Origin of the sequence: Pseudomonas protegens CHA0, assembly GCF_000397205.1 — a bacterium.
In the GTDB taxonomy this organism is placed as follows: Bacteria; Pseudomonadota; Gammaproteobacteria; order Pseudomonadales; family Pseudomonadaceae; genus Aquipseudomonas; species Aquipseudomonas protegens.
Genome location: NC_021237.1, coordinates 3,127,263 through 3,152,903 on the forward strand (window position 1 = coordinate 3,127,263; position 25,641 = coordinate 3,152,903).

The window sequence follows — 25,641 nt, forward strand, 5'->3', positions numbered from 1 at the left end:
TTGATCAGCGGTTTGCTGCGCTCCACTTGGCTCGCGCTGCGTGCAGCTTCTTGTAGCTGTCGATCAGCCGCAGGTGGCGGTCCAGGCCTTCGAGCTGCAGGTTGGTCGGGGTCAGGCCGTAGAAGCGCACGCTGCCTTGCACCGAGCCGATCACCGCGTCCATCCGTTCGTTGCCGAACATGCGCCGCAAGTTGGCCTCGTAGTCGCCCAGCTCCAGTTCGTCGTCCAGCTCCACTTCCAGCACCGCGTTCAGGGCCTGGTAGAACAGCCCGCGCTCGACGGTGTTGTCGTTGTATTGCAGGAACATCTCCACCAGCTCCTTGGCCGGGTCGAACTGCCCCAGGGCCACGTGGATCAGTAGCTTCAGCTCCAGGATGGTCAACTGGCCCCAGGCGGTGTTGTCGTCGAACTCGATGCCGATCAGGGTGGTGATGTCGGTGTAGTCGTCCAGTTCGCTTTCTTCCAGGCGCTCCACCAGCGAGCGCAGGCCGTCTTCGTCCAGGCTGTGCAGGTTGAGGATGTCTTCACGGAAGAACAGCGCCTTGTTGGTGTTGTCCCAGATCAGGTCGTCCACCGGGTAGATTTCCGAGTAGTCCGGCACCAGGATGCGGCAGGCCGTGGCCCCCAGGTGTTCGTACACCGCCATGTAGACTTCCTTGCCCAGGCCCTCGAGGATGCCGAACAGGGTCGCGGCCTCCTCGGCGTTGGCCGCCGCTCTTTCACCGCTGCTGCCCTGGCTGGTGAAGTCCCACTCGACGAATTCGAAATCCGCCTTGGCACTGAAGAAACGCCACGACACCACGCCGCTGGAGTCGATGAAGTGCTCGACGAAGTTGTTCGGCTCCATCAGCGCCTGGCTTTCGAAGGTCGGCTGCGGCAGGTCGTTCAAGCCTTCGAAACTGCGGCCCTGGAGCAGTTCGGTGAGGCTGCGCTCCAGCGCCACCTCCAAGCTCGGGTGGGCGCCGAACGAGGCGAACACGCCGCCGGTGCGCGGGTTCATCAGGGTCACGCACATCACCGGGAACTCACCGCCCAGGGACGCATCCTTGACCAGCACCGGAAAGCCTTGTTCTTCCAGGCCCTGGATGCCGGCCAGAATGCTCGGGTACTTGGCCAGCACTTCCTGAGGCACATCCGGCAGGGCCATCTCGCCTTCGAGAATCTGGCGCTTGACCGCCCGCTCGAAGATCTCCGACAGGCACTGCACCTGGGCTTCGGCCAGGGTGTTGCCGGCGCTCATGCCGTTGCTCAGGTACAGGTTCTCGATCAGGTTGGAGGGGAAATACACCACCTCGCCGTCGGACTGGCGCACATAGGGCAGGCAGCAGATACCGCGCTCGATATTGCCCGAGTTGGTGTCGTACAGATGCGAGCCGCGCAGCTCGCCATCGGGGTTGTAGATGGCCAGGCAGTGCTCGTCGAGGATCTCCTTGGGCAGCTCGTCCTTGCGCCCCGGCTGGAACCAGCGCTCGTCCGGGTAATGCACGAACTCGGCGTTGGCGATCTCTTCGCCCCAGAACTGATCGTTGTAGAAGAAGTTGCAGTTCAGGCGCTCGATGAACTCGCCCAGGGCCGAGGCCAGGGCGCTTTCCTTGGTGGCGCCCTTGCCGTTGGTGAAGCACATCGGCGACTGCGCATCACGGATATGCAGCGACCAGACGTTGGGCACGATATTGCGCCACGAAGCGATTTCGATCTTCATCCCCAGGCCCGCGAGGATCCCGGACATGTTGGCGATGGTCTGCTCCAGGGGCAGGTCCTTGCCGGCAATGTAGGTGCCTTCGCTGGAGCCCGATTGCGGCATCAACAGCGCCTGGGCATCGGCGTCGAGGTTTTCCACTTCCTCGATGATGAATTCGGGGCCGGTCTGCACCACCTTCTTCACCGTGCAACGGTCGATGGAACGCAGGATGCCCTGGCGGTCCTTGTCGCTGATGTCCGCCGGCAGCTCGACCTGGATCTTGAAGATCTGGTTGTAGCGGTTTTCCGGATCGACAATGTTGTTCTGCGACAGGCGGATATTGTCGGTGGGGATATTGCGGGTCTGGCAGTACAGCTTGACGAAGTACGCCGCGCACAGCGCCGAAGAAGCCAGGAAATAATCGAACGGACCCGGCGCCGAACCATCGCCCTTGTAGCGGATAGGTTGGTCGGCCACCACCGTGAAGTCGTCGAACTTGGCTTCAAGTCGAAGGTTGTCGAGAAAGTTGACCTTGATTTCCATGGGGGGCACCGGCATCACAAAGCAAAAAATGGCGGGCATTATCCGGGTTTTTGCGCGGGAAGTGTTGTGGTTTTCGGCGGACGGGTGGATCGCCAGGGCTGGCTGCCGGTCACAGACACCGGCACCCGGCCCCGGGCATCACTCAGGCATTCAGACTTTGAGGATGAAACGATTGGATATCCGTGAATAGCCCAGGGGCAACAACTCGGCTTCGTGCTCCTTGATCAGCTCATGCAGCGCGTTGGCGGTTTCGGCCACCGGCCTGGCTTGCTCCCTGGCCTGTTGCATGACCTGGCACGACTGCCTGAACAGGCTTTCGTAGGCGGGCGAGTCCAGGGACAGGCAGCCAGGGAAGCGCACCGCCTCAAGCGCTGCATCGAACTGGCGGGCGTCGCCACTGTGTTCCAGGTCGTGCAGCAGCTTTTGCAGAAAGGCACTGCCCAGGTTGGAGCCGCTGAGCCAGACCCGATGCCACACGTTCCACAGGTGAAAGTCGCTGAAGGCTTCATAGGAGCAGGAGACCAACTGGTCATTGGTCGCCACCGCGTTCAGGCAATGGCGCTCGACTTCGATGAACTGTTCCCGTTGCCAGCGGTTGCTGCGGGCGGCGTCCAGCACCTTGGGGGCCAGCCTGAGGATGGACTCGAAGGTGGTGATCAACCCCCTGGAGAACAGCGGGTCGATAAACCCTGTGGCTTGCGGCAGGAGACAGAAGCGATCCCCGACATTTTGCACGCTGCGGTAGTTGATGCGCGGCGCGTAGATCCACTCCCGGGCATTGACCGCATCCTTGAAGTGTTCGCCGATGGCCGGGTACTTTTTCAGCAGTTTGCGAAACTCGATCTCCGGCGCCTCGGTGGGACGGTACTTGGCGTTGTTGAACTGGAAGCCGATGCTGCACAACTGATTGGTGCCCTGCGGGTGGTTGTTGAAGGGGATGACCCACAGCCAGCCCTCTTCGAAGATGTGGTGCAAGGTGCTCTTGAACAGTTCGATGGGGGAACGAGTGCGGGACAACGGAGCCAGGGCATCTTCGTAGCTCTTCACATTGAGCATGTGGGTGAAGAATGAGCAGGTGTCGGTCGCCAGCCCTTCGGTGGTGCGCAAGCCCAGTTGGCGGGAAAGCGGAGAGCCCTGGGCAGCAGCGTCAATGATGAACGCGGCCTTGACGGGGGCGGCGTTGGACAATGCCACCTCGACCCCGTCGTCGTTGAGGCTGATCGACTCGATCTTGATGTTCTGTCTGGATTCGGCGCCGTGTTTCAGGGCAATCATCAGGGCGAAATAGTCGATGTCCTGCCGGAAAAGATGGGCTTCCGGCACCTTTAGCGGCGGGGCCACAAGGTGGTCGGGGGACGACGGCGCGTTCTCTTGATGCCAGGCAAAACTGAAGCCCAGCTTGATCCCGCAGGCGCTCGAACCGACGTGCTGGATGATCTTGTCGGGGTGCGAGAGGTAGGCGATTTCAGGGATGTCGAAGCGCTTTGAGAGCAAACGCAGCAGAAAACCGCTTTCCGGTGTCGCCGCTTCGCCGACGGAGAATCGTGGGTGCTGGGCCGAGTCGAGGATCAGAACGTTCAGCCCGGACTTCGCGAGGACGGCGCCGGTCAGCGCGCCGGCGATACCACTACCGATGATAATGACGTCGTACTGATTCATGATGTCTGGCTCTTGTCTTGCAAGGTGGTCGCTCTGGAAAGCGCTGAATGCATTGCGGTATCGAAATGCAGGGTGGCCAGGGTCTGCGGTATTTCCTTTTCAAACGGCAAGTCCCAGTAAGGCGTGCTGCCGATCGAGCGTTTCAACTCATTGATGAACAGGCGGGTCTTGGCCGGGACAACGCTGCTGCGTGCCCTCAGTGCGTAGATCGCTCCCTGTTGCGGATCGGCCTCGCAATATTCGTCGAGCAGCGACACCAGTTGACCGCTGGCGATCTGTTCATGCACCAGCCAGGTGGGCGCGTGGATGATTCCTATGCCCTGAAGGGCGCCGTCCACCAGCAACTCGGAACTGTTGACCGATAGCCGGCTGCTGGGCATGAGCTTCTTGAGCAGGCCATCGACCTTGAATTGCCAGGTCAGTGAGAAGTTGCTGCAGGTGCTGTGGATCAGGCAGGCATGTTGGTACAGGTCTTCAAGAGTTTGCGGACAGCCATGTTGCCGGATGTATTCCGGGCTTGCGCAGAGCACGCGCCGCATATCCGCAAGTTTCGTTGGAATCAGATTACTGTCCGGCAATATGCCCAGCTTGATACAGATATCGACGTTATCGATGCTGGGGTCGAGAGCTTTGTCGTTAAGCGAGAATTCAATTTTCAAACCGGGATGATGGTTCAGTATTCTGCTCAATAAAGGCGCTACATGGCGCCGTCCAAAGGCCACGGGTGCTGAAACCTTGAGAACGCCTAGGGTCGATGCAGTGTGTTCTTTTACTTCTGATCTAGCATGCCCAATGCATCTCGAGATGTTCTTTGCATGTTCGAGAAAGAGCAGGCCTGTTTCGGTAAGTATCAAGCATTTTGTCGATCGATTGAATAGACAGGTTTCAAGTTCTTTTTCGAGGCTATTGATTCTGCGCATCACCGAAGAAGGTGGGATGCCAAGTAGTCTTCCTGTTTCGGAGAAACTACCCGTTTTAGTTACGGATATATAAAGGTCTATGTCATTGACAACGCCTAGCGCCTTCATTCCTAAATCCTTTTAGAATTTTTAGTGTCTTATTTTTGTAAAGGCAAATTACAAATAGATCATGACAGCCTCCTTAGTACGGCTAGGCTTTTTGTTTGTCAAGCAGTGCTGGGGCCATGATTAGTTGGCTTTGGGAAAATTGATTCATAACATTTCAGGCGCCACAGCTCTACCCGGCGCAGAGCGGAACACCGTCCAAGTGCAAGGCTTGGTTTGCACTATCTGGATACAAAAATAGTTCTAGTGGCTAATTGCGCAGAGCGCCAAAACTATGCTTGGGCGCTCGAAGATGACTTTCTGAAGGCTGTCATATAGGCCTGTGGAACATCGTTAAGTTGTGTTGGCTTCGATGTTGTCGGGGCTGTTTTGCCTTTGCGGATATGCAAAGGCCTTTTGCAAAAACGGCTATTCACAAGTGCATTCTTATTGAGGATTGTAGACGGGTTTTCCCAACCCACGATTGTCGAATGCAGGAGCGTACGTCTATGGACGGAGAGGAAGTTAAAGAAAAGATTCGTCGCTACATCATGGAAGATTTGATCGGGCCAAGTGCAAAGGAAGATGAGCTTGATGACCAGACTCCACTACTGGAGTGGGGCATTCTCAACTCGATGAATATCGTCAAGCTCATGGTCTACATCAGGGATGAAATGGGTGTCTCGATTCCAAGTACCCATATCACCGGCAAATATTTTAAAGACCTGAATGCAATATCCAGGACTGTCGAGCAACTAAAGGCCGAGTGCGCCTAACAGGGAGTGGGCAATGAGCGATCATGATTATGATGTAGTGATTATCGGTGGCGGGCCGGCGGGTTCGACCATGGCCTCCTACCTGGCAAAAGCCGGTGTCAAATGCGCGGTGTTCGAAAAAGAACTGTTCGAGCGCGAGCATGTTGGCGAGTCGCTGGTACCGGCCACCACTCCGGTGCTGCTGGAAATCGGGGTGATGGAAAAGATCGAGAAAGCCAACTTCCCGAAGAAGTTCGGCGCTGCCTGGACCTCGGCAGATTCCGGCCCCGAAGACAAGATGGGCTTCCAGGGGCTGGACCACGATTTCCGTTCGGCGGAAATCCTCTTCAACGAGCGCAAGCAGGAAGGGGTCGATCGCGACTTCACGTTCCACGTCGACCGCGGCAAGTTCGACCGCATTCTTCTGGAGCACGCAGGTTCGCTGGGGGCCAAGGTCTTCCAGGGCGTGGAGATCGCTGACGTCGAGTTTCTCAGCCCGGGCAATGTCATTGTCAATGCCAAGCTGGGCAAGCGCAGCGTGGAGATCAAGGCGAAGATGGTGGTGGATGCCAGCGGTCGCAACGTGCTGCTGGGCCGCCGGCTGGGCTTGCGAGAAAAGGACCCGGTCTTCAACCAGTTCGCGATTCACTCCTGGTTCGACAACTTCGACCGCAAGTCGGCGACGCAAAGCCCGGACAAGGTCGACTACATCTTCATTCACTTCCTGCCGATGACCAATACCTGGGTCTGGCAGATCCCGATCACCGAAACCATTACCAGCGTGGGCGTGGTTACGCAGAAGCAGAACTACACCAACTCCGACCTCACCTATGAAGAGTTCTTCTGGGAAGCGGTGAAGACCCGGGAAAACCTGCATGACGCGCTGAAGGCATCGGAGCAGGTCCGCCCGTTCAAGAAAGAGGCGGACTACAGCTACGGCATGAAAGAAGTCTGTGGCGACAGCTTCGTGCTGATCGGCGATGCCGCACGGTTCGTCGACCCGATCTTCTCCAGCGGCGTCAGCGTTGCACTCAACAGTGCGCGCATCGCCAGCGGCGACATCATCGAGGCGGTGAAGAACAACGACTTTAGCAAGTCCAGTTTCACTCACTACGAAGGCATGATCAGGAATGGCATCAAGAACTGGTATGAGTTCATCACGCTCTATTACCGCCTGAACATCCTCTTCACCGCGTTCGTTCAAGACCCACGCTACCGCCTGGACATCCTGCAATTGCTGCAAGGGGACGTCTACAGCGGCAAGCGCCTGGAAGTGCTGGACAAGATGCGCGAAATCATCGCTGCGGTTGAAAGCGACCCGGAACACCTCTGGCACAAGTACCTGGGCGACATGCAGGTTCCTACCGCCAAACCCGCGTTCTAAACACTAAACACCCAGTCGAAGGAGATGACTGAATGGATGCTCGTGCGCCCATGGATTTTGAACCCATTGCAATCATCGGGAGTGGATGCCGCTTTGCCAAAGGTGCATCGACCCCCGAGGCATTCTGGGAGCTCCTTCGTGCTGGGACCGATTTTGTCGGACCGGTTCCCGCAGAGCGCTGGGACACAGCGGCGATCTACGATGAGAGCGCTGCTGAAACCGGTACGACCTACAGCAAGGTGGGGGCGTTCCTCGAGCACATCGACCGCTTCGATGCGCATTACTTTGGCATCTCGGCCTCTGAAGCCAAGGAAATGGACCCCCAGCAGCGCCTGCTGCTGGAGGTCGCCTGTGAAAGCGTGGCCCGTGCCGGCCTGACCCGCGAGCAGCTCAAAGGCAGCAGGACCGCGGTCTATGTCGGCATGCTGGGCATGGATTACCTGGCACTGCATTCCCGCGAGGCCGGGATCGAACAGATCAATCCCTACTATGCCGCCGGCAAGGAATTCAGCTTCGCCGCCGGGCGTATTGCCTACCACCTGGGTGTTCATGGGCCGGCAATGACCGTGACCACTGCATGCTCTTCTTCCCTGGTGGCCATGCACCTGGCCTGTCGCGCCTTGCAGGCAGGGGAGGCGGACATGGCCCTGGCCGGAGGGGTGAACCTGATGCTGGCGCCGGACCTGACGATCTACATGAGCCAGATCAGGGCGATTTCCCCCAGTGGCCGCTGTCGGGTATTCGATGCGGCGGCCGACGGGATCGTCCGGGGCGAAGGCTGCGGGGTCACGGTGCTCAAGCGCCTGGCAGATGCCCTGCGCGATGGCGATCCGATCCAGGCGGTGATCAGGGGCTCGGCGATCAACCAGGATGGCGCCAGTGCCGGCCAGACCGTGCCCAACGCCAATGCCCAGGCTGCGGTGATCAGCCAGGCCCTGAAAGTGGCCGGCTTGAGCGTGGACGACATCGACTATGTCGAGGCCCACGGCACCGGTACGCCCCTGGGCGATCCGATCGAACTCTCTTCGCTGGACAGTGCCTTCCAGGGGCGTGAGCGGCCGCTGTGGGTGGGCTCGGTCAAGGCCAACATGGGCCATCTGGATGCGGCCGCCGGAATGGCCAGCGTGATCAAGACCATGATGGTTCTCAAGCACGCTGAGGTGCCTGCGCAACTGCATCTCGCACAGTTGAACCCACTGGTGGACTGGAAGCGTTCCCGGCTGGCGGTGCCCACGGCGATCGAGTCGTTGCCCGACCGGCCGCGCCTGGCTGGAATCAGTGGTTTCGGGCTCAGTGGCACCAACGTCCACATGATTCTCGAAGATGCCAGCGCCTATCGGCAGGCACAGCCGCAGCAGGAACGATCGGCACAGGGCCGGCCCTGGGTCCTGCCGGTATCGGCCAGGTCCGCGCAGGCCGTGGTGGAGCAGGCCAGGGCCTATGCCGTTCATCTGCCGCAGCAGGACGATGGGCAATTGCAAGCCTTTGTCGCCAGCGCCATTCATCGTCGTGATCACTTTCCCTACCGGTCGGCCGTGGTGGGTGCGAACGCCGCGCAATTGAAGAGCCAGCTGGAGCAGTTGCCGGCCCCGACCTTGGCCTGCACGACGGACGAAGAGGATCGGCGCGGGCCCGTGCTGGTGTTTACCGGGCAGGGCGCCCAGTGGGTGGGAATGGGTCGCGACCTGCTTGAACGGGAGCCGGCCTTCCTGGCGATGATCCGGCGTTGCGACCAGGCGCTGGCCCAGTGGGCAAGCTGGTCGGTGGAGGCCGAGCTGCGCAGCGACGCCAGTGGGTCCCGCCTGCACCTGACCGAATTTGCCCAGCCCTGCATCTTTGCCATCCAGGTGGCGATCAGTGAATGCCTGCGCCAGTGGGGTGTGATCCCGGCGGCGGTGGTCGGCCACTCCATGGGGGAAGTGGCCGCGGCCTATTGCGCCGGAGCACTGGACCTGGAGTCGGCGGTGCGGGTCATCCACCATCGGGCCCAGGCCATGAAGGACACCCTGGGGCAGGGGCGGATGCTGGTGGTGGGCTTGCCCGCGCCGACGCTCCAGTCGCGTCTGGCGAACAACCCGCAACTGGAACTGTCGGTGGTCAACAGTCGAAACAGCTGTGTGGTGTCCGGCAGCCCGCAGGCTGTACAGGCTCTGGATCAGCAACTGCGTGACGAAGGCATCTTCACTTACCTGATGTCGGCGGAATATGCCTTCCACTCCCGCCAGATGGATGAGTGCCTGACGCAGATCCGCGCGGGGCTGGAGGATTTGCCGGTGTTTGCCGCGCACACGCCCTGGATTTCCACCAGCGCGATGCCCGAGGAGCCGATCCTGGCAGATGCCGACTACTGGGCGAGGAATGCCCGTGGCATCGTGCGCTTCGATCGCGCCATCGAACAGTTGATCGAGCAGGGGCACCGGCTGTTCGTCGAGATCGGCCCGCACACCGTGCTGGCGGCGTCGATCAACCAGGCCCTGGCCGACAAGGGAACCCAGGGACTAGTGTGCGGCGCCTTGCACAAGCAGGGCGACGCCGCCCTGGAGCTGGCCAGTATTGTTGCCCGCCTGTATGAGTGGGGCGCAGGTCCCGACTGGCAAGCCTTCCAACCCAGGGAGGCGGCGCTGGAGCTGCCGGCCTATCCCTGGCAGCAGGAGCGTTTCTGGTTTGCCCCGGCGCCGCGGCCGCAGCCGGCAGGGCTCGTGTCCCAGCTGCGGGCGCAGGTACTGGTGTATGACGCCCAGGGCAATCTCTGCGCCCAGGCCAACGATGTGGCGCTGAGCGTGCCGCAGCTGGCACAGGCCGCTGTGCCGGCACCGGCCAAGGTGCCCGCAGCGGCGCAGCCGGTGGGGGATGTGCGGGCGCAGATTGGTGCACTGCTGACGCAGATCATCGGCGTGGCCTGTGCCGACCCGGACCCGGATCGAGGCTTCTTCGAACTGGGCCTGAGCTCGATTTCCCTGGTTGAGTTCAAGCGCATGCTGGAGCGCCAGTTCGCCCTCAAGCTGTCGGCGACCGTGGGCTTCGACTATCCCACCATCAACCGGCTGGGCCAGTACCTGGAAGGGCTGCTGTCCCGGGAGCCGGCCAGCACCCCGGTAACGGTCGATGCCGGGGCGCCCGACGCCGCAGGGAGCGTCGCCGTGGTGGCCATGGCGTGCCGGTTTCCCCAGGCCGACAGCCCCGAGGCACTCTGGAAGCTGATGCTGGAACAGACGGACACCGTGGGGCCGGTACCGCCGTCCCGGCTCGCCGGCGCCAAGCCGGAGGAAACCTTCCCGCGGTTTGCCAGCCTTATCCAGCGCCCCGAAGGGTTCGACGAAGCGTTCTTCCGCATTTCCCCCAAGGAAGCCCGGAGCATGGACCCCCAGCAACGGCTGTTGCTGATGGTGGCCTGGGAGGCTCTGGAACGGGCCGGTATCCCTCAGGAGAAGCTGCTGGAACAGAGGGTCGGGGTGTTTGTCGGGGCCAACTCCCACGACTACGAAACCCGGGTCCTGGGTAGCGCGCAAGGCGTGGATGCCCACTACGGCACTGGCAGTTCGTTTTCGGCGATCTGCGGGCGCCTCTCGCATTTTCTCGGCGTGCGTGGGCCGAGCCTGACGGTGGACACCGCATGCTCGTCATCGCTCACGGCCATCCATCTGGCGTGCAACAGCTTGCGTGCCGCGGAGTGCGACATCGCGATTGTGGGTGGGGTGAATGTCATCGCCTCGGCGTCGATCTTTCAATCCATGGGGCAGGCCGGCGCATTGGCCCCGGACGGCATCAGCAAGGCCTTCGACGACAGTGCCGACGGTTACGGTCGAGGGGAGGGCTGCGGCGTGGTCATTCTCAAGCGCCAGGCCCAGGCCGAGCGGGAGCGTGACCCGATTGTCGCGACGATTCTCGGTTCGGCGGTCAATCACGACGGTGCCTGTGCCGGGCTGACAGTGCCCAATGGTCCGGCGCAAGAGGCGCTGATCAGCGAAGCACTGGCCAACGCCGGCGTGCATCCGGGGCAAGTCAGCTACGTCGAGGCCCATGGCACCGGCACGGTGCTGGGTGACCCCATCGAGCTCAACGCCCTGCACAACGCCTATCGCCAGGCCAGCCCCGACAGTCCGCCGCTGACGGTGGCCTCGGTCAAGGCCAATATCGGGCACCTCGAGGCGGCAGCGGGCATCGCTTCGCTGATCAAGGCCTGCCTGGTGGTGGAGCACGGCCGGATTGCCCCGCAAGCCCATCTGCAGCGGGCCAACACCCGTGTCGACTGGGCGGCCATGAACCTCAAGCTGGCGCATCAGGCCATGGACTGGCCGGGCCGGCCGGAGTCGCGGGTGGCCGGGGTCAGTGCCTTTGGTTTCACCGGGACCAACGTGCATGTGCTGCTCAAGGGCTATACGGCGCCCGCGACAGCGCCTTTGCCACCCGCCACAGCACCAGTGGCCTTGTGCCTGTCCGCGGCCACCCCGGCGGCATTGGCGGAGCTGGCCCAGCGCTATGTGTCCTTCCTGGGCGCTACCGAGCACTGCCCACAGACCATCTGCTACAACGCGCTGGTGCGGCGCACGGCGTTCAAGGAACGCCTGGTCGTCCACGGCCAGGATTGCCGCGAGCTGGCTCAGGCACTACAGGCCTGGCTGGCCGGCAGCCCCATCGCCAATGACCGCAAACCCGCGGCCGGCGAACCCTGGGCGACCCTGGCCGAGGCCTTTGGCCGCTGCGCCCAGCCGCCGGGCCCCGAGCGCTTGCCGGACGGCTGTCAGGCCATCGGGTTGCCCACCTATCCCTGGCAGCTCAACGACTACTGGATCGATGCTGGCCAGCCGGCTACGGCGGTGCAGCCCGCCCGGGCAGCCTCGGGCCATCCTTGCCTGCAGGGGCTGGTACGGCCGGCCGCGCAGCTCTGGTACTGGTCGGGGGCTCTCGCTCCCCAGGCCGGGCATTACGACCCGCTGGGCGAACAGGGGTACAGGGTCAAGACTCACCTGTTGCTGGATGCCGTGCTCCAGGCGGTGCGGGAAACACCACGGGGCGTGCAGCAGATCCGCGACTTGCAGATTGCCCAGCTGCGTCTGCGCGGCGAACAGCACCTCACTTCGCACCTGAGCATCCACCTCACCCAGGCGCCTGACGCCTGCTTCGAACTGGCCTTGCAAGGGGCCGGCGACGAGCGCCGCCAGGTCTGCATGAGCGGAACCCTGGTTGACTGTGCAGCGCAGTTGCAGGAGGAAACCCTGTGCGGGGTGTCGATGCTCGATGAGCCTTCACCGCCGGCGCCGGACGTTGGCCTGTGCCCATGGTCCGGGTGTGCGGCCACGGGCGGGCAGCGGGCCTTGTACCGCTTTGCCCACTCCCTGACGGCGGCCGAGCGCCAGACCCAGTTGCTGGCCAGTGTGGTCGAGCTGTTTGAAGGCGCCCACGCCGCCGCGCTGGTCGGGTTCTCCGGGCTCCAGGTATGGGCAGACCTGCCGGCGCAGGTATGGATTGTGCTGGCCGGCCATGACGCCGACAAACCCGACAGCCTGCAGGTAGTGGATGCCCGGGGTTGCCAGCTGGCGCTGTTCGAAGGTCCGCAGTTTGGCCATCCTGGTTCGTGGTACTTGCCCGACCTCCAGACTGCACCCCTCGACCTGCCGATGATCGCTCGCCAATGGCAGGACTATCCGATGCCGGGCGAGGGCGCTCGGCAACGCGAGGGCTACTGGATGGTGCTGGCCTGGAGCACTGCCGAGGTCCAGCCACTGGCTGCGGCGTTTGCGGCTGAACAGCGTCCGGTCGAAGTCATCGAGCTGCACGCCGGGCAACAACCTCTGGCCCGCAAGCTGTCCTCGGCGTTGCGCGGGGCAGTGGCCGATCCGTCCTGCCTGGGGGTGATCGTTGCCGGCGTTGAGGCTCAGGAGGCCGACGGCCTCGGTATATCCCTGGTGGCCTCTGCGGCGCTGGTACAGGCCTTCGCCGGTGCGATTGCCAGCGTCGGAACACCGGCAAAGCCGGTCTGGTTCGCCCTTCATGCCAGTGATGCTGCGTCGCCGGCCATGGCCGCTGTCCAGGCCACCTGGCAGGGCGCCGCACATATCTTCGCCCTGGAGCAGCCTGCCTGGTGGGGCGGTCTGGTGACTTTGCAGGGCAGCGACAGAAGAAGCTACGCCAGCCTCTGCCGGCTGTTGCACGGCCAACCTGGCCATGATCACTTTGCGATCAGCGGCGCCCGGGTCGAGGTGCAATACCTGGTGGAGGATCAAGCCGACCCGCTACAGCGCCTGGAGCCGCCGGCGCTGAACGGAACCGTTGTGCTGCATGCCGTCCCGGGATCTGACCTGGAGACTGTGCTGACGGCGCTCGGGCAGCGGGGTGTGCAGCGTGTGCTGCTGCTCTGCGAGGCCCCCGGGCAACTGCACATGCCTGAGCGGATGCCCGAAGCGATGGCGATCAGCAGCCTCTCGGACCTGAGCCGGGAAAACCTGGCTGACACCTTCGCGACGCTGCGAGCGCAAGACCGCATCGCCGGCTTTATCCACCTCGATCTTGACTGGCGCACGGTTGCGCTCAAGGAGCCAGAGTTTGTCGTGCGAATGCAGGAAGGCGTTCGGCCGCTTGAGGTCTTGCAGCAGGTTCACCAGCTGATCGATGACCCTGAAGCGTTCTTCCTGATCCTGGGCAGCGTGTCTTCCCTGCTTGGCGGGGCCGGCTTCGCCCGCTCGGCGATTGCCGATGCATATGCCTTGTGGGTGCATGCACAGCGCCGGCGCCAGGGGTTGAACTGCCAGCTGCTGCACCTGACGCAGAGCGAACAGGAGCTTGAGCAGGACGCCGCAGCCCGCACGGCCATGCAAGGCAGCGGCCTGCAGCCTTTGCAGCGCTCGCAGATAGTGCAGGCCATAGCCCGCGTGCTGGGTGGCCAGGGCCAGTGCGGGCTGCTCAATGTCGACTGGCAACAACTCAAAGGGCTGTACCTGAGCGTGCTGCCCTGGCCCTTGCTCGAACACCTGGGTGCAGCGGATAGCGCAGCGGATCAGCGTCTGGCCGAGCTGATTGGCCTGCCACCGCTGCAGCAGCGCCGGGCCATGCAGGCGCTGGTCTGCGAGGTAGTGGGGCAGGTGTTCGGCGTTGCCGATGGCCTGGAGCTCGATGTCAGGAAGGGCTTCTTCGACATGGGCATGTCCTCGGTCATGTCGCTGGACCTGCGCTCACGGCTGGGCCGGGCGTTGAGCATCGACCTGCCTTCGACCTTCGGCTTCGAATACACCTCCATCGAACAGGTCACGGACTACCTCATGGGCCAGCTCCTGGCGCCTGAAACCCGGGAGCCGGTGGCGGCGCCCGAACCTGTGTCGCCAGCGTCGCGGCATCAGGACCTGCATGAACTGTCACGGGCCGAGCTGATTGGTGCTCTCGAAGACGAGCTGCGCGATATCGCCAATTACTAGCCCTGGGGCTGGATGACAACTGCCAGAGAATCACTGATCGAGGCCTTTATGGATAACGATGTCCGCGATGTAAGCAAGGAACAGCTGCAAGAGAGTCTTGCTCAGGCAATCACCACCATCCGTGCGCTCAAGGAAAAGGTGGCCGGCAAGAGCTCGGCGCCTGTCGAACCGATCGCCATAGTGGGCCTGGGGTGCCGGCTACCGGGCAGTGCCGACACACCGAAGCGGCTGTGGAGCCTGCTGAAAAACGCCACCGATGCGGTGGGCGACATGCCCAGCGACCGTCTGTACGGCACCGACTATTACCATCCTGATCCCCAGGCACCCGGCAAGGCCTACGTCATGCGCGGTGGCTTCATCGAGGGGGTGGATCAGTTCGACCCGGGCTTCTTCGGCATTTCGCCCAAGGAAGCCGAAGGCATGGACCCCCAGCAGCGCCTGGCCCTGGAGGTTGCCTGGGAGGCCCTGGAGAACGCCGCGATCGCCCCCGACAGCCTGCATGGCAAGAAGCTCGGCGTGTTCATGGGGGTCAGTACCAATGATTACGTGCGCCTGCGCCAGCAGTTGGGCGCGGTCGAGGACGTCAACGCCTACCAGTTCTATGGCGAAACCAGCTTCGTGGCCGGGCGCATTGCCTACACCCTGGGCTCCAGGGGCCCGGCGGTGGTGCTCGACACCTCCTGCTCCTCATCCCTGGTGGCCCTGCACCAGGCCTGCAACAGCCTGCGCAGCCGCGAGAGCGAGCTGGCGCTGGCCGGTGGGGTCAACCTGATCCTGTCGCCCTACGGTTTCATCCTGGTCAGCAAGCTGCGGGCCGTGGCCCCCGATGGCCGCTGCAAGACCTTCGACGCGGCGGCCGATGGCTACGGGCGCGCCGAAGGCTGCGTGATCCTTGCGCTCAAGCGGCTGAGCGATGCGGTACGCGACCAGGACCCGGTGCTGGCCGTGATCGAGGGTAGTGCGGTCAACAACGACGGCGCCAGCAGCGGCATCACCGTGCCCAACATCCACGCCCAGGAAGAGGTGATCAGGCTGGCGCTCGGCCAGGCCGGGCTCCAGGGCAGCGAGGTCGACTATGTCGAGGCCCATGGCACCGGCACCGCGCTGGGCGACCCGATCGAACTGCACGCCCTGCATGCGGTACTGGGCAAGCAGCGGCCCGTGGATGCACCGCTGCTGGTGGGCTCGATCAAGGCCAACATGGGGCATCTCGAACCGGTCGCCGGGGTGACCGGGCTGGCCAAGGTCCTGCTGTGCCTGCAACAAGAGGCCCTGGTGCCCCAGGTGCACTTCAACACGCCCAACCCGCGGATCGAATGGGATCGCCTGGCCCTGAAGGTGGTCACCGAATCCACGCCCTGGCCACGCCAGGGCAAGGCGCGGCACGCCGGTGTCAGTTCGTTTGGTGTCACCGGCACCAACGCCCATGTGCTAGTGGGCGACGCGCCGCTGCGCGAACGTGCCCAGGGACGCGACAACCCCTGGCAGCTGATCACTCTGTCGGCCAAGGGCGAGACGCCCCGGCGCCAGATTGCCGGACGCTATGAACGTTTTATCGCCGACAACAGCCAGCTCGAACTCAAGGACCTGTGCTACACGGCGAACGTCGGGCGGGCACACTTTGGCCATCGTTTCGCGGCCGTGGCCGATAGCCGTGAGGGGCTGCGCGAGCAACTGGCAGCCTATGCGTCACGCAAGGTGGTGGGCCATGTATTCGAAGGGCGCTGCCAGGGAGCGGCGGCGCCGCTGGTGATGCTCTTTCCGGGGCAGGGCTGCCAGTACCGGGCAATGGCCCAGGCACTGTATGACAGCGAACCATTCTTCAAGGCGCAGATCGATGAATGCCGCGCCCTGTTGCAGCCGCTGATGGACGTGGACCTGCTGACCCTGGTGCTGGACGCGGGTGCGGCCAGTGACAGCTACCTGCAACAGACCCGCTATGCCCAGCCGGCGATATTCGCGGTCGAATATGCCCTGGCGCGGTTGTGGATGCATTGGGGGGTCGCTGCCGATGCGCTGTTCGGACACAGTTTCGGCGAGATCGGTGCAATCTGTGTGGCCGGGGCGGTATCCCTGGCTGACGCGCTGCGGATGGTGGAGGCGCGTGGGCGCCTGGCCCAGCAACTGATGACGGCCGGCGGCGCGATGTACGCACTGGGCATGAGCGAGGCGCAACTGCTGGAGCTGCTCAAGGACCGGCCCGGCAGCGCGATCGAACTGGCGGCAGTCAACAGCCCGCAGGACGTGGTGGTGGCCGGGCCGCAAGCCGAGGTCCAGGCGCTGGCCGAAGCGGCGCTCGCCAGCGGTTGCAAGGTCAAGAAGCTTGCGGTTTCCCATGCCTTCCATACCGCAGCCACCGAGCCGATGCTTGAAGCGTTCCGCCAGACGGTGGCGCAGATCACCTTCAGCGAGCCGCGCTTGCCGGTCATCAGCAGTGTCACTGGCCGGGTGCATACGCTCTCCAGCCTGAGCTCGCCCGATTACTGGTGTACGCACACCCGCCAGGCCGTGAGGTTCAGCGAAGGGGTCAACACCCTGATCGCAGAGCTGGGGGTGAAAACCTTCCTTGAAGTGGCCTCCGATGCTGTGTTGACGCCGCTGATCGGCCGTCACCCCCTGGCGGACGACAGCCTGGTCCTGGCCAGCCTGCGCCGGGCCGGCGATCCGTCCAGGGACCTGCGCCTGGCCGCCGCGCAGCTCTACGTGGGCGGCCATAACCTCGACTGGGCCCGGCTGCACGAGCATGACGGGGCCTTGCGCCAGGCCTTGCCCGGGTATGCGTTTCAGCGCCAGCGCTACTGGTTCGACAACGCCAGCGGCTCGCCCCTGCAACAGGTCACTGCGGGAGCGGTCGGCCGGCTGCTGGGGCATTCGGTCAATGCACCCACTCCGGCATTCGAGTCGACGCTCGATAGCGGGCTCCTGCAGGCCGTGGGCGGCGAGATCCGCGATGACCTGGCGCTGCTGCGTCCTGACCGGTTGCTGGCAGCCCTGAGCGATGAGCTGGCCGGCCACTTGCAGCTGGACACCTATGGGGTGAGCCTCGCCAGCATCACCCCGGCCCTGGCGTTCCATGTCGATGACCAGTTGCATCTGTTCACCGAACTCAAGCCGCTGTCCGGGGCGGCCTGGGAGGTCAACTGTTCGGCCCTGAGCGCAGCGGCCAAGGTTGCCGGTGCCGATTGGCAGCCGGTCCTGTCGCTGACCCTGGAAGGCCTGCCGGCGGCTGTCCGGGGCGGCCTGCCGGACCCGGGCCATGCCGCCACCCAGGACGCAGGCTTTGTCTACCACATGCAGTTGCCGGCAGAACCCGATCCGCACGGCAATCACCTTGGGCAGGTCCTCGAGTACCTGGGGCAGGCGGTGCCGGGCGATGCGCCGGGCTCGATAAGCGGCATCCGCCGCTGGGTCGCCAGCCGGTCCGCTTCGCCCCGGGCACAAAGCCTGGTGATTGCCACGAGCCAGGCACATCCGCAGCAATTCGACTGCGCCTTGTACGATGCGCACGGCCAGTGTGTAGGCAGCCTGGAAGGGCTGACCCTGGCTGCCGCCCCGAGTGAGGAGGCGCTGCGTGGCATGCTTTACCAGCCCGACGTGCTCTACAGCCTGGATTGGCTCGAACGCCCTCGCCAGCGCGCCGAAGTGCCGCAGCAGGGCCGCTTGTTCACCCTGGTCAGCCGCTCGCCGGAGACCGCCGCTCCCCTGGTCGAACACCTGCAGCGTGGCGGGCATCGTGCCCGGGTCCTGTGCCCGCAGCAGTTGCTCGATAGCGCGCGGAGGGTGCTGGCCCAGGACCCGAGCCAGGCATTGACCGATGAAGGCGAGGCCTTGGCCGCCGATATCATCGTGCTCGATGGCAAAGACATCGAGGATGCCGGCTCGACCACGCTGCAGAGCCTGTCGAGCCTGCAGGCGACGCTGTTCCACCCGTTGCTGGAGATGGTCCAGGCGCTCATCGAACTGGGCCCGCGCGGTGGCCGGTTGTGGCTGGTGACCCAAGGGGCAAACGCCGTTGGCCTGGATCGCGACCAGCCCCTGCAAGTGGCGACCGGGCCGTTGTGGGGGCTGGGCAAGACGCTCGCCCTGGAGCACCCCGAACACTGGCGCGGGCTGATCGACCTGGCCCCCGACGATCCTCACTGGGCAAGGGCGCTGGCCGAAGAAGTCAGTGACCCCGATGGCGAGGACAAGATCTGCCTGCGCCCGGGCAAGCGTTATGTCCAGCGCCTGAACCATTTCAGCACTGCGCAGTTGCCAGCACAGGCCTATGCACCTTGCCCGCAGGGCAGTTACCTGATTACCGGCGGCATGGGTGGAATTGGCCTGGCCATGGCCCAGTGGCTTCTGGATAAAGGCGCTGGCGCTGTGCTGATCACCGGCCGGCGGCCACTGGAGGATGTCGCCACGGGCCTGGAGCGCTTCGGCGCTGCGGCATCGCGGGTGAGTTACGTCCAGGCCGACATCACCTCGCCCCAGGACATGCAGCGGCTGTTCTGCGGTCTGGAGGCGTCGGGCGCGAGCCTGAAGGGCATCTTCCATGCCGCCGGAATTTCAATTCCGCAGGATCTCAAGGACGTCGACCGTGACAGTTTCGACCAGGTGATGCGGCCCAAGGTCGAGGGCACCTGGTTGTTGCACGAACTGTCCCTGGGGCTGGACCTGGACTTCTTTGTCCTGTGTTCGAGCATCGCCAGTGTCTGGGGTTCGCAGCATGTCGCCAGCTACGCAGCCGCCAATCAGTTCCTCGACAGCCTGGCGTGGCAGCGTCGGGCCATGGGCCTGAGTGCCCTGGTGATCGACTGGGGGCTGTGGGCCGGCGGCAGTCACCTGTTCGACGAGCAGGTGCTGAATTTCCTCACCAGCGTTGGCTTGAAACAGATCGCCCCGGTACAGAACGTCGGCCTGCTGTCGCGGATTCTGGCCAGCGAGCTGCCCCAGATGGTGGTGTCAGGGGTGGACTGGAATCGCTTCAAGCCACTGCTCGAATCCCGCGGCCCGCAACCGCTGCTGCAGTACATCCGCAGCCAGGCTCCGACCGCCAGGGCCGGCGACAGCAGCAACGTGGAGATCCTGCAGCAACTGGCGGGCGCCGACGAAGCTGCTGCCCTGGCATTGCTGGATGACTACGTGTGGGAGCAGTACGCGCAGTTGCTCGGGGTCAAGACCGAACAGGTGCGGGCCAAGCTCGAGGATGGCGGCAGCCTGATGGACTACGGCCTGGACTCGCTGCTGGTGATGGACATGGTCGCCCGCTGCCGGCGCGATCTGAAGCTGGAGATCAAGGCCCGCGAGTTTCTTGAGTGTCCGGGCCTGATGTGGCCGGACTTCCTGGCCCGTTCGATAAAGGAACAGGGCTGCGTGGCCGAGGCCTGACGGGCCGCGGGCAGTGCAACCCAGACCCATGATCTGTGATTGAGGTGGTTATGAACGATGTGCAGTCTGGCAAGGCGCCAGAGCATTACGACATTCTCTTGGCGGGCAACAGCATCAGCGTGATCATGCTCGCCGCCTGCCTGGCCCGGAACAAGGTCCGGGTCGGTTTGTTGCGCAACCGGCAGATGCCCCCCGACCTTACCGGTGAGGCGACGATTCCCTATACCTCGATGATTTTCGAGCTGATTGCCGACCGCTATGGCGTGCCGGAAATAAAGAATATCGCCCGCACCCGGGATATCCAGCAGAAGGTGATGCCGTCTTCCGGGGTCAAGAAGAACCTCGGGTTCATCTATCACCAGCGCAGCCGGGCGGTGGACCTGGGCCAGGCGCTGCAATTCAACGTGCCCTCCGAGCATGGCGAGAACCATCTGTTCAGGCCCGATATCGATGCCTATCTGCTGGCGGCGGCCATCGGTTATGGCGCGCAGCTGGTGGAGATCGACAACAGCCCAGAGGTGCTGGTCGAGGACAGCGGGGTCAAGGTAGCTACGGCACTGGGGCGCTGGGTCACTGCCGATTTCATGGTTGATGGCAGCCAGGGCGGCCAGGTGCTGGCGCGGCAGGCGGGCCTGGTCAGCCAGGCTTCGACGCAGAAGACCCGGACCCTGGAATTCTCCACTCATATGCTCGGGGTGGTGCCGTTCGATGAGTGCGTGCAGGGCGATTTTCCCGGCCAGTGGCATGGCGGCACTCTGCATCATGTGTTCGATGGGGGCTGGGTGGGGGTCATCCCGTTCAACAACCATCAGCACTCGCGCAACCCTTTGGTCAGCGTGCTGGTTTCACTGCGTGAGGACCTCTGCCCGAGCATGGACGGCGACCAGGTCCTGGCCGGCCTGATCGAGCTGTACCCCGGCCTGGGGCGGCACCTGTCCGGCGCCCGGCGGGTTCGCGAGTGGGCGCTGCGCCAGCCGCCCCGGCAGGTCTATCGCACGGCGCTCGAACGCCGCTGCCTGATGTTCGACGAGGGCGCCGCGAGCAACGATCTGTTGTTCTCGCGCAAGCTGTCCAATGCTGCGGAACTGGTTCTGGCCCTGGCGCACCGGCTGATCAAGGCGGCGCACAGCGGTGACTACCGCAGCCCGGCCCTGAATGATTTTGTCCTGACCCAGGACAGCATCATCAGCTTGAGTGACCGGATCGCCTCGGCGGCCTATGTGTCGTTTCGCGACCCCGAGTTGTGGAATGCCTTCGCCCGTGTCTGGCTGCTGCAGTCGATTGCCGCCACCATCACCGCGCGCAAGATCAACGATGCCTTTGCCAAGGACCTGGACCCGCGGGTGTTCGATGAAATCGACCAGCTCGCAGAGGACGGTTTCTGGATGCCTCTGTATCAGGGGTACAAGGATATTCTCAACACTACGCTGGGCCTTTGTGATGACGTCAAAAGCGCCAAGGTCTCTGCTGCGCACGCGGCGAGCAGCATCTTTGCGGAGCTTGCCAACGCCAGTTTTGTTCCGCCTATTTTTGATTTTGCTAATCCTCACGCTCGTGTCTATCAACTGACCACCTTGAGAAAGCTCAAGGCGCTCTGGTGGGGCCTGATGCAAGTGCCCTCAGAGGTCGGACGGCTGATTTTCTATCGATCCTTCAGAAAACCTTCCCTGCGCAAGGAGAGTTGAAATGGACTTCAACTACGACGATACCCAGAAAAAACATGCGGCCATGATCGCCCAGGTGTGTGCCGAGCAACTGGCGGCCTGTGGCAATGAACACTCGCGGTATTTCACCGCCCGGCAATGGGCGATCTGCGGCGAGGCCGGATTGCTGGGGCTGTCGATTCCCCGGGAATACGGTGGCCAGGGCCTGGGTGCACTGTCGACGGCCATTGCCATGCACGCCTTTGGCCTGGGTTGCACAGACATGGGCCTGGTGTTCGCGGCGGCGGCCCACCAGTTTGCCTGTGCGATGCCGATCGTCGAGTTCGCAACAGCGGAAACCAAACGCGATGTGTTGCCCAAACTCGCCAGCGGTGAATTCATCGGCTCCAACGCGATCACCGAACCCGAGGCCGGCTCCGACTCCAGCAATTTGAAGAGCCGTGCCTGGCCCCAGGCCGATGGCAGTTATCGCCTTGACGGCCACAAGAGCTTTGCCGGCAATGCGCCGATTGCCGACATCTTCGTGACTTATGCCACCACCCAGCCCGAGTACGGTGCCCTGGGGGTCAGCGGTTTTATCGTCCACCGCAGCAGTGCGGGGCTCAGGGTCAGTGAGCCCCTGGACAAGGTATGCCTGAGAAGCTGCCCCGCGGGTGAAGTGTTCTTTGACGATTGCAGGGTTCCTGAGGTCAACCGCCTGGGTGAGGAGGGGCAGGGCCGGCAGGTGTTCCAGAGCTCCATGGGCTGGGAGCGTGCCTGCCTGTTCGCAGCGTTCCTGGGGATGATGGAGCGGCAACTGGAACAGACCATCGAGCATGCGCGCACCCGGCGCCAGTTTGGCAAGCCGATTGGCGACAACCAGGCGGTTTCGCACCGTATCGCGCAAATGAAGCTGCGCCTGGAGTCGGCGCGGTTGCTGCTGTTCCGGGCGTGCTGGGGCATGGACCAGGGCGATCCGGGGCAGCTCAACATTGCCCTGTCGAAACTGGCCATCAGTGAAGGGGCGCTGGCATCTAGCATCGATGCGGTGAGGATTTTCGGCGGCCGGGGCTGCCTGGAGTCTTTCGGGATCGAGGCGATGCTGCGCGATTCCATCGGCACTACGATCTTTTCCGGCACCAGCGACATGCAGCACGAGATCATTGCCCGGGAGCTGAAGCTATGAAGCTGCTCCATGAACGGATGATGCACAGCCTTGCCCGCTACCCGCGGCAGACGGCGGTGGTGGATGAGCAGGATGCCTTGAGCTACGAGGCGCTGGAGCTCAGGACCCGGGAATTCGTGGCAATGCTCTGTGCCCTGGGGGTCGGCCAGGGGCAGCGGATCCTGCTCTGGGCGCACAAGTCGGTGGACCTGGTGGCGGTCATGCAGGCGGCCCTGCGGCTGGGGGTGGTGTATGTGCCGGTGGACCCACTGAGCCCGGTGTCGCGCCTGGAAAAGATCGCCGGGGATTCCCAGGCCGTGCTGGTCCTCTGCACCGCGGCACGCCTGGAAGAACTCGCCGGCTCCGCGCTTGCCCAGGTGCGCAGCGTGGTCCTGGACGACCCGGCCAGCGCCGGCTACTGGCGCAACATCGATACCGGCTCCAGCGTAGTGCCTACGCTGCGCATCCAGCCGGACGATCTGGCCTACATCCTCTACACCTCCGGGTCCACCGGCGTGCCCAAAGGGGTTGCGCTCAGCCACGGCAATGCCCTGGCCTTCGTCGACTGGGCGTGCGAGCGCTATTGCTTCCAGCCTGGCGAGCGTTTCGCCAACCATGCCCCCCTGCATTTCGACCTGTCGGTCCTGGACATCTACTGCGCGCTCAATGTGGGCGCGACGGTGTGCCTGGTTCCCGAGTCGATCGCGTTCTCGCCGCGGCTGCTGACCGACTTCATCCGCCAGCACGAAATCAGCATCTGGTACTCGGTGCCCTCGGTACTCATGATGATGATGCAAGACGGCGACTTGCTCAGCGATATCCAGGACACCCTGCGGGTACTGTTGTTCGCCGGCGAGCCTTTTCCGATCAAGCACCTGCGTGACCTGCGCGCGGCCTATGCCGATGTGCGTCTGGCCAATCTCTTCGGCCCCACGGAAACCAATGTGTGCACCGCATTCGAGGTCGGCGCCATCGATCCCGAGCGCGTGCTCCCGGTGCCCATCGGCACGGCCGCCTCCGGCAACCAGGTGTGGGCGCAAAAGCCTGATGGCAGCCGCTGCGCAGTGGGTGAAGAAGGTGAGCTGGTGGTGCAGGGGCCTACGGTCATGCTGGGCTATTTCGCCAAGCCGGCTCAGGAGGGGCCCTACAAGACCGGCGATATGGTCAGGCAGCGGCCTGACGGCAACTACGAATACCTGGGGCGTCGTGACGACATGCTCAAGGTGCGTGGCAACCGGATCGAGCGCGGGGAAGTCGAAGCCGCGCTGCTGGCCCATCCCCAGGTCAGCGAGGCCGCCGTGCTGGTGGTCGGGGAGGGGATGAACGCGCAGTTGTGGGGCGTGCTGGTCGCTCACACCCGGGACGCTCTTTCGCTGATCGACCTCAAGCGCCACTGCGCCCAGCGCCTGCCTCGCTACATGATCATCGACAAGGTGCTGTGCCTGGACGCACTGCCACGCAACGCCAATGGCAAGGTCGATCGCTTCGCCCTGGCCAGGCAGGTGGAGGGCTGACCCATGGGAACTCCATCACGCGTGGCCAAGGACGCCTGGTTTCCCTATGCCAGCCGGCCTCGGGGCAAGATGCGCCTGTTCACCTTTCCCTATGCCGGGAGCGGGGCCTCGGTCTTTCATCGCTGGTTCCTGCCCCTGTACGACCAGGTCGACCTGTATGCCTTGCAGTTGCCGGGCCGCGAGGGTCGCAGCCAGGAGGCCTGCTACAGCGACATGCAGGCGGCGGCCAATGACGTGGCCGACTGCCTGGAGCAGTTTGGCGATGACATCCCCTGCTGTTTCTTCGGCCACAGTATGGGCGCCTTGCTGGCCTTTGCGGTCGCCGGTGTGCTGCAGGAGCGGCGGTTGCCGATGCCGCAGCAGCTGATGCTCTCGGGCATGGTTGCGCCCCATGTGCGGCAACGGGTAGCACCGCTGCACCAGCTGCCGGCAGAGCAGGCCATCGCCGCGCTGCAGGCCATGGGGGGCGTGCCGGCGGTGGTGCTGGCCGAGGAGGACCTGATGCAGATGTACCTGCCCATCATTCAGGCCGACATACAGATGGTCTACTCCTACGCCGGTGCCCAGCCGCAGCCGCTGGACACCCGCATGATCTGCCTGAGTGGCGCCCAGGACCTGATTGCGCCGCCTGCGCAGATGCAGCAGTGGCGGCGCTACACCCTGGGCGGCTTCGAGCAGTTCGTGTTTGCCGGTGGCCATTTCTTTCTCGACGCCCAGGTCATGTCGCGGGTCAAAACAGTGCTGGGCAGCGCCCTGCACAATCAGCCTGGCAGTCTGGCGGTGTGAGCCGACTATTGGGCAATGGCCGCGAGGCCGGACCTGGCGAACAGCTTGAAGTGGGCTTTCAGGGCGTTGGCGTCGTGTTGCAGGACGGCTTGCAGCGGGCTGGGCTGCTGGCGATCTATCACCGCCAGCATCAGGCAGGGCGCGATGATGCTGATGGTGCAACGCGCCAGCGCCGGGTCACCGATCGGAAATCCGGTGATCTCGCTGATGAGCGCTTCCAGCAGACGGAATTTGGGCATCACTTCTTCTTGCACAAGGCTGGTGAAATGGACAGTGGGCGCCAGTATTTCCCGTGCACAGACTTTGCTTTGCCAGCTCTGCTCATCGAGCACCCGGGTGACGATGGCATCGATGAAGCTATCGAGCTTGATCAGCGCCGGCTCTTCGCTTTGCGCCAACTGCGACAGGGCTTCGAAGCTCACCAGTTGCTTGTGTCCCTCGATCAGCACCGCCTTGTACAGGGCTTCCCGGCTACCGAAGTGGTAGTTGATGGCGGCGAGGTCGGTGCCGGCTTCTTCACAGATGAGCTTGCTCGCGGTGTTGGCATAGCCATGCTGGGCAAACAGGCGGGCAGCCACATCGAGAATGCGGATTTTAGTGTGTTCGCCGTCGCTTCTGCTGGTTCTGCGTCGCGTGTTCATGATGTTCCTCGTGGTCTGAGCGGGGGGTTGCTTCATGGCCAGTATCTGTTATTTTCTAATTTAAATTCAAATTGAATTTTAATT

At 63.4% G+C, this 25,641-nt stretch carries 12 protein-coding genes; 8 read left to right on the top strand and 4 right to left on the bottom strand.

Annotated elements, in window-relative coordinates:
- Positions 1–4: 4 nt before the first annotated feature.
- The 3 genes from PFLCHA0_RS14210 to PFLCHA0_RS14220 all read right to left on the bottom strand — a co-directional run bounded on the left by PFLCHA0_RS14210 (position 5) and on the right by PFLCHA0_RS14220 (position 4,911).
- Positions 5–2,224 carry an OsmC domain/YcaO domain-containing protein gene (locus PFLCHA0_RS14210; RefSeq protein WP_015635456.1) on the bottom strand — a complete coding sequence of 740 codons (2,220 nt, stop codon included), beginning with the start codon at positions 2,222–2,224 and terminating at the stop codon, positions 5–7.
- A 150-nt stretch (positions 2,225–2,374) separates the two neighbouring features.
- A complete protein-coding gene (locus PFLCHA0_RS14215) occupies positions 2,375–3,883 on the bottom strand; it encodes an NAD(P)/FAD-dependent oxidoreductase (RefSeq protein ID WP_011061076.1) in 1,509 nt (502 codons plus the stop codon).
- Positions 3,880–4,911: a LysR family transcriptional regulator gene (locus PFLCHA0_RS14220; protein ID WP_011061077.1), complete on the bottom strand. Its 1,032-nt coding sequence runs from the start codon at positions 4,909–4,911 to the stop codon at positions 3,880–3,882. Before PFLCHA0_RS14220 ends, PFLCHA0_RS14215 begins: the two co-directional genes overlap by 4 nt.
- 485 nt (positions 4,912–5,396) lie before the next feature.
- On the opposite strand from PFLCHA0_RS14220, the gene PFLCHA0_RS14225 reads away from it, so the two are divergent.
- From PFLCHA0_RS14225 to PFLCHA0_RS14260, 8 genes are read left to right on the top strand one after another with little or no spacing between them, the layout of a single operon-like run.
- Positions 5,397–5,663 (top strand): phosphopantetheine-binding protein, encoded by a 267-nt coding sequence (locus tag PFLCHA0_RS14225; RefSeq protein ID WP_011061078.1) that lies wholly within the window; start codon positions 5,397–5,399, stop codon positions 5,661–5,663.
- A gap of 13 nt (positions 5,664–5,676) precedes the next feature.
- Positions 5,677–7,026: an NAD(P)/FAD-dependent oxidoreductase gene (locus tag PFLCHA0_RS14230; RefSeq protein WP_011061079.1), complete on the top strand. Its 1,350-nt coding sequence runs from the start codon at positions 5,677–5,679 to the stop codon at positions 7,024–7,026.
- A gap of 32 nt (positions 7,027–7,058) precedes the next feature.
- The gene (locus PFLCHA0_RS14235) at positions 7,059–14,435 is read left to right on the top strand and encodes a type I polyketide synthase (RefSeq protein ID WP_015635457.1); all 7,377 of its coding nucleotides are present in this window, start codon (positions 7,059–7,061) and stop codon (positions 14,433–14,435) included.
- Positions 14,436–14,483: 48 nt separating this feature from the next.
- On the top strand, positions 14,484–19,808 hold the full coding sequence (locus PFLCHA0_RS14240) for a type I polyketide synthase (protein ID WP_041752219.1): 5,325 nt from the start codon (positions 14,484–14,486) through the stop codon (positions 19,806–19,808).
- Between the two features lie 50 nt (positions 19,809–19,858).
- Positions 19,859–21,493 carry an NAD(P)/FAD-dependent oxidoreductase gene (locus PFLCHA0_RS14245; RefSeq protein WP_015635459.1) on the top strand — a complete coding sequence of 545 codons (1,635 nt, stop codon included), beginning with the start codon at positions 19,859–19,861 and terminating at the stop codon, positions 21,491–21,493.
- Position 21,494: 1 nt separating this feature from the next.
- Positions 21,495–22,637, top strand: coding sequence for an L-prolyl-[peptidyl-carrier protein] dehydrogenase (gene pltE / locus PFLCHA0_RS14250; RefSeq protein WP_011061083.1), 1,143 nt, complete (start codon positions 21,495–21,497; stop codon positions 22,635–22,637).
- The gene (gene pltF, locus PFLCHA0_RS14255) at positions 22,634–24,130 is read left to right on the top strand and encodes an L-proline--[L-prolyl-carrier protein] ligase (protein ID WP_015635460.1); all 1,497 of its coding nucleotides are present in this window, start codon (positions 22,634–22,636) and stop codon (positions 24,128–24,130) included. The genes pltE and pltF overlap by 4 nt, the downstream gene beginning before the upstream one ends.
- A 3-nt stretch (positions 24,131–24,133) precedes the next feature.
- Complete coding sequence (locus PFLCHA0_RS14260) at positions 24,134–24,916, top strand: thioesterase II family protein (protein WP_011061085.1); 783 nt, start codon at positions 24,134–24,136, stop codon at positions 24,914–24,916.
- Positions 24,917–24,921: 5 nt separating this feature from the next.
- Here the strand turns inward: PFLCHA0_RS14260 and PFLCHA0_RS14265 are convergent, their stop codons facing one another.
- On the bottom strand, positions 24,922–25,557 hold the full coding sequence (locus PFLCHA0_RS14265) for a TetR/AcrR family transcriptional regulator (protein WP_015635461.1): 636 nt from the start codon (positions 25,555–25,557) through the stop codon (positions 24,922–24,924).
- Positions 25,558–25,641 lie beyond the last annotated feature (84 nt).

What these genes read in the sequence shown, in the direction of transcription:
- PFLCHA0_RS14210 (WP_015635456.1), bottom strand. Translation starts at nt 2,224, where the DNA reads ATGGAAATCAAGGTCAACTTTCTCGACAACCTTCGACTTGAAGCCAAG.
- PFLCHA0_RS14215 (WP_011061076.1), bottom strand. Translation starts at nt 3,883, where the DNA reads ATGAATCAGTACGACGTCATTATCATCGGTAGTGGTATCGCCGGCGCG.
- PFLCHA0_RS14220 (WP_011061077.1), bottom strand. Translation starts at nt 4,911, where the DNA reads ATGAAGGCGCTAGGCGTTGTCAATGACATAGACCTTTATATATCCGTA.
- PFLCHA0_RS14225 (WP_011061078.1), top strand. Translation starts at nt 5,397, where the DNA reads ATGGACGGAGAGGAAGTTAAAGAAAAGATTCGTCGCTACATCATGGAA.
- PFLCHA0_RS14230 (WP_011061079.1), top strand. Translation starts at nt 5,677, where the DNA reads ATGAGCGATCATGATTATGATGTAGTGATTATCGGTGGCGGGCCGGCG.
- PFLCHA0_RS14235 (WP_015635457.1), top strand. Translation starts at nt 7,059, where the DNA reads ATGGATGCTCGTGCGCCCATGGATTTTGAACCCATTGCAATCATCGGG.
- PFLCHA0_RS14240 (WP_041752219.1), top strand. Translation starts at nt 14,484, where the DNA reads ATGGATAACGATGTCCGCGATGTAAGCAAGGAACAGCTGCAAGAGAGT.
- PFLCHA0_RS14245 (WP_015635459.1), top strand. Translation starts at nt 19,859, where the DNA reads ATGAACGATGTGCAGTCTGGCAAGGCGCCAGAGCATTACGACATTCTC.
- pltE (WP_011061083.1), top strand. Translation starts at nt 21,495, where the DNA reads ATGGACTTCAACTACGACGATACCCAGAAAAAACATGCGGCCATGATC.
- pltF (WP_015635460.1), top strand. Translation starts at nt 22,634, where the DNA reads ATGAAGCTGCTCCATGAACGGATGATGCACAGCCTTGCCCGCTACCCG.
- PFLCHA0_RS14260 (WP_011061085.1), top strand. Translation starts at nt 24,134, where the DNA reads ATGGGAACTCCATCACGCGTGGCCAAGGACGCCTGGTTTCCCTATGCC.
- PFLCHA0_RS14265 (WP_015635461.1), bottom strand. Translation starts at nt 25,557, where the DNA reads ATGAACACGCGACGCAGAACCAGCAGAAGCGACGGCGAACACACTAAA.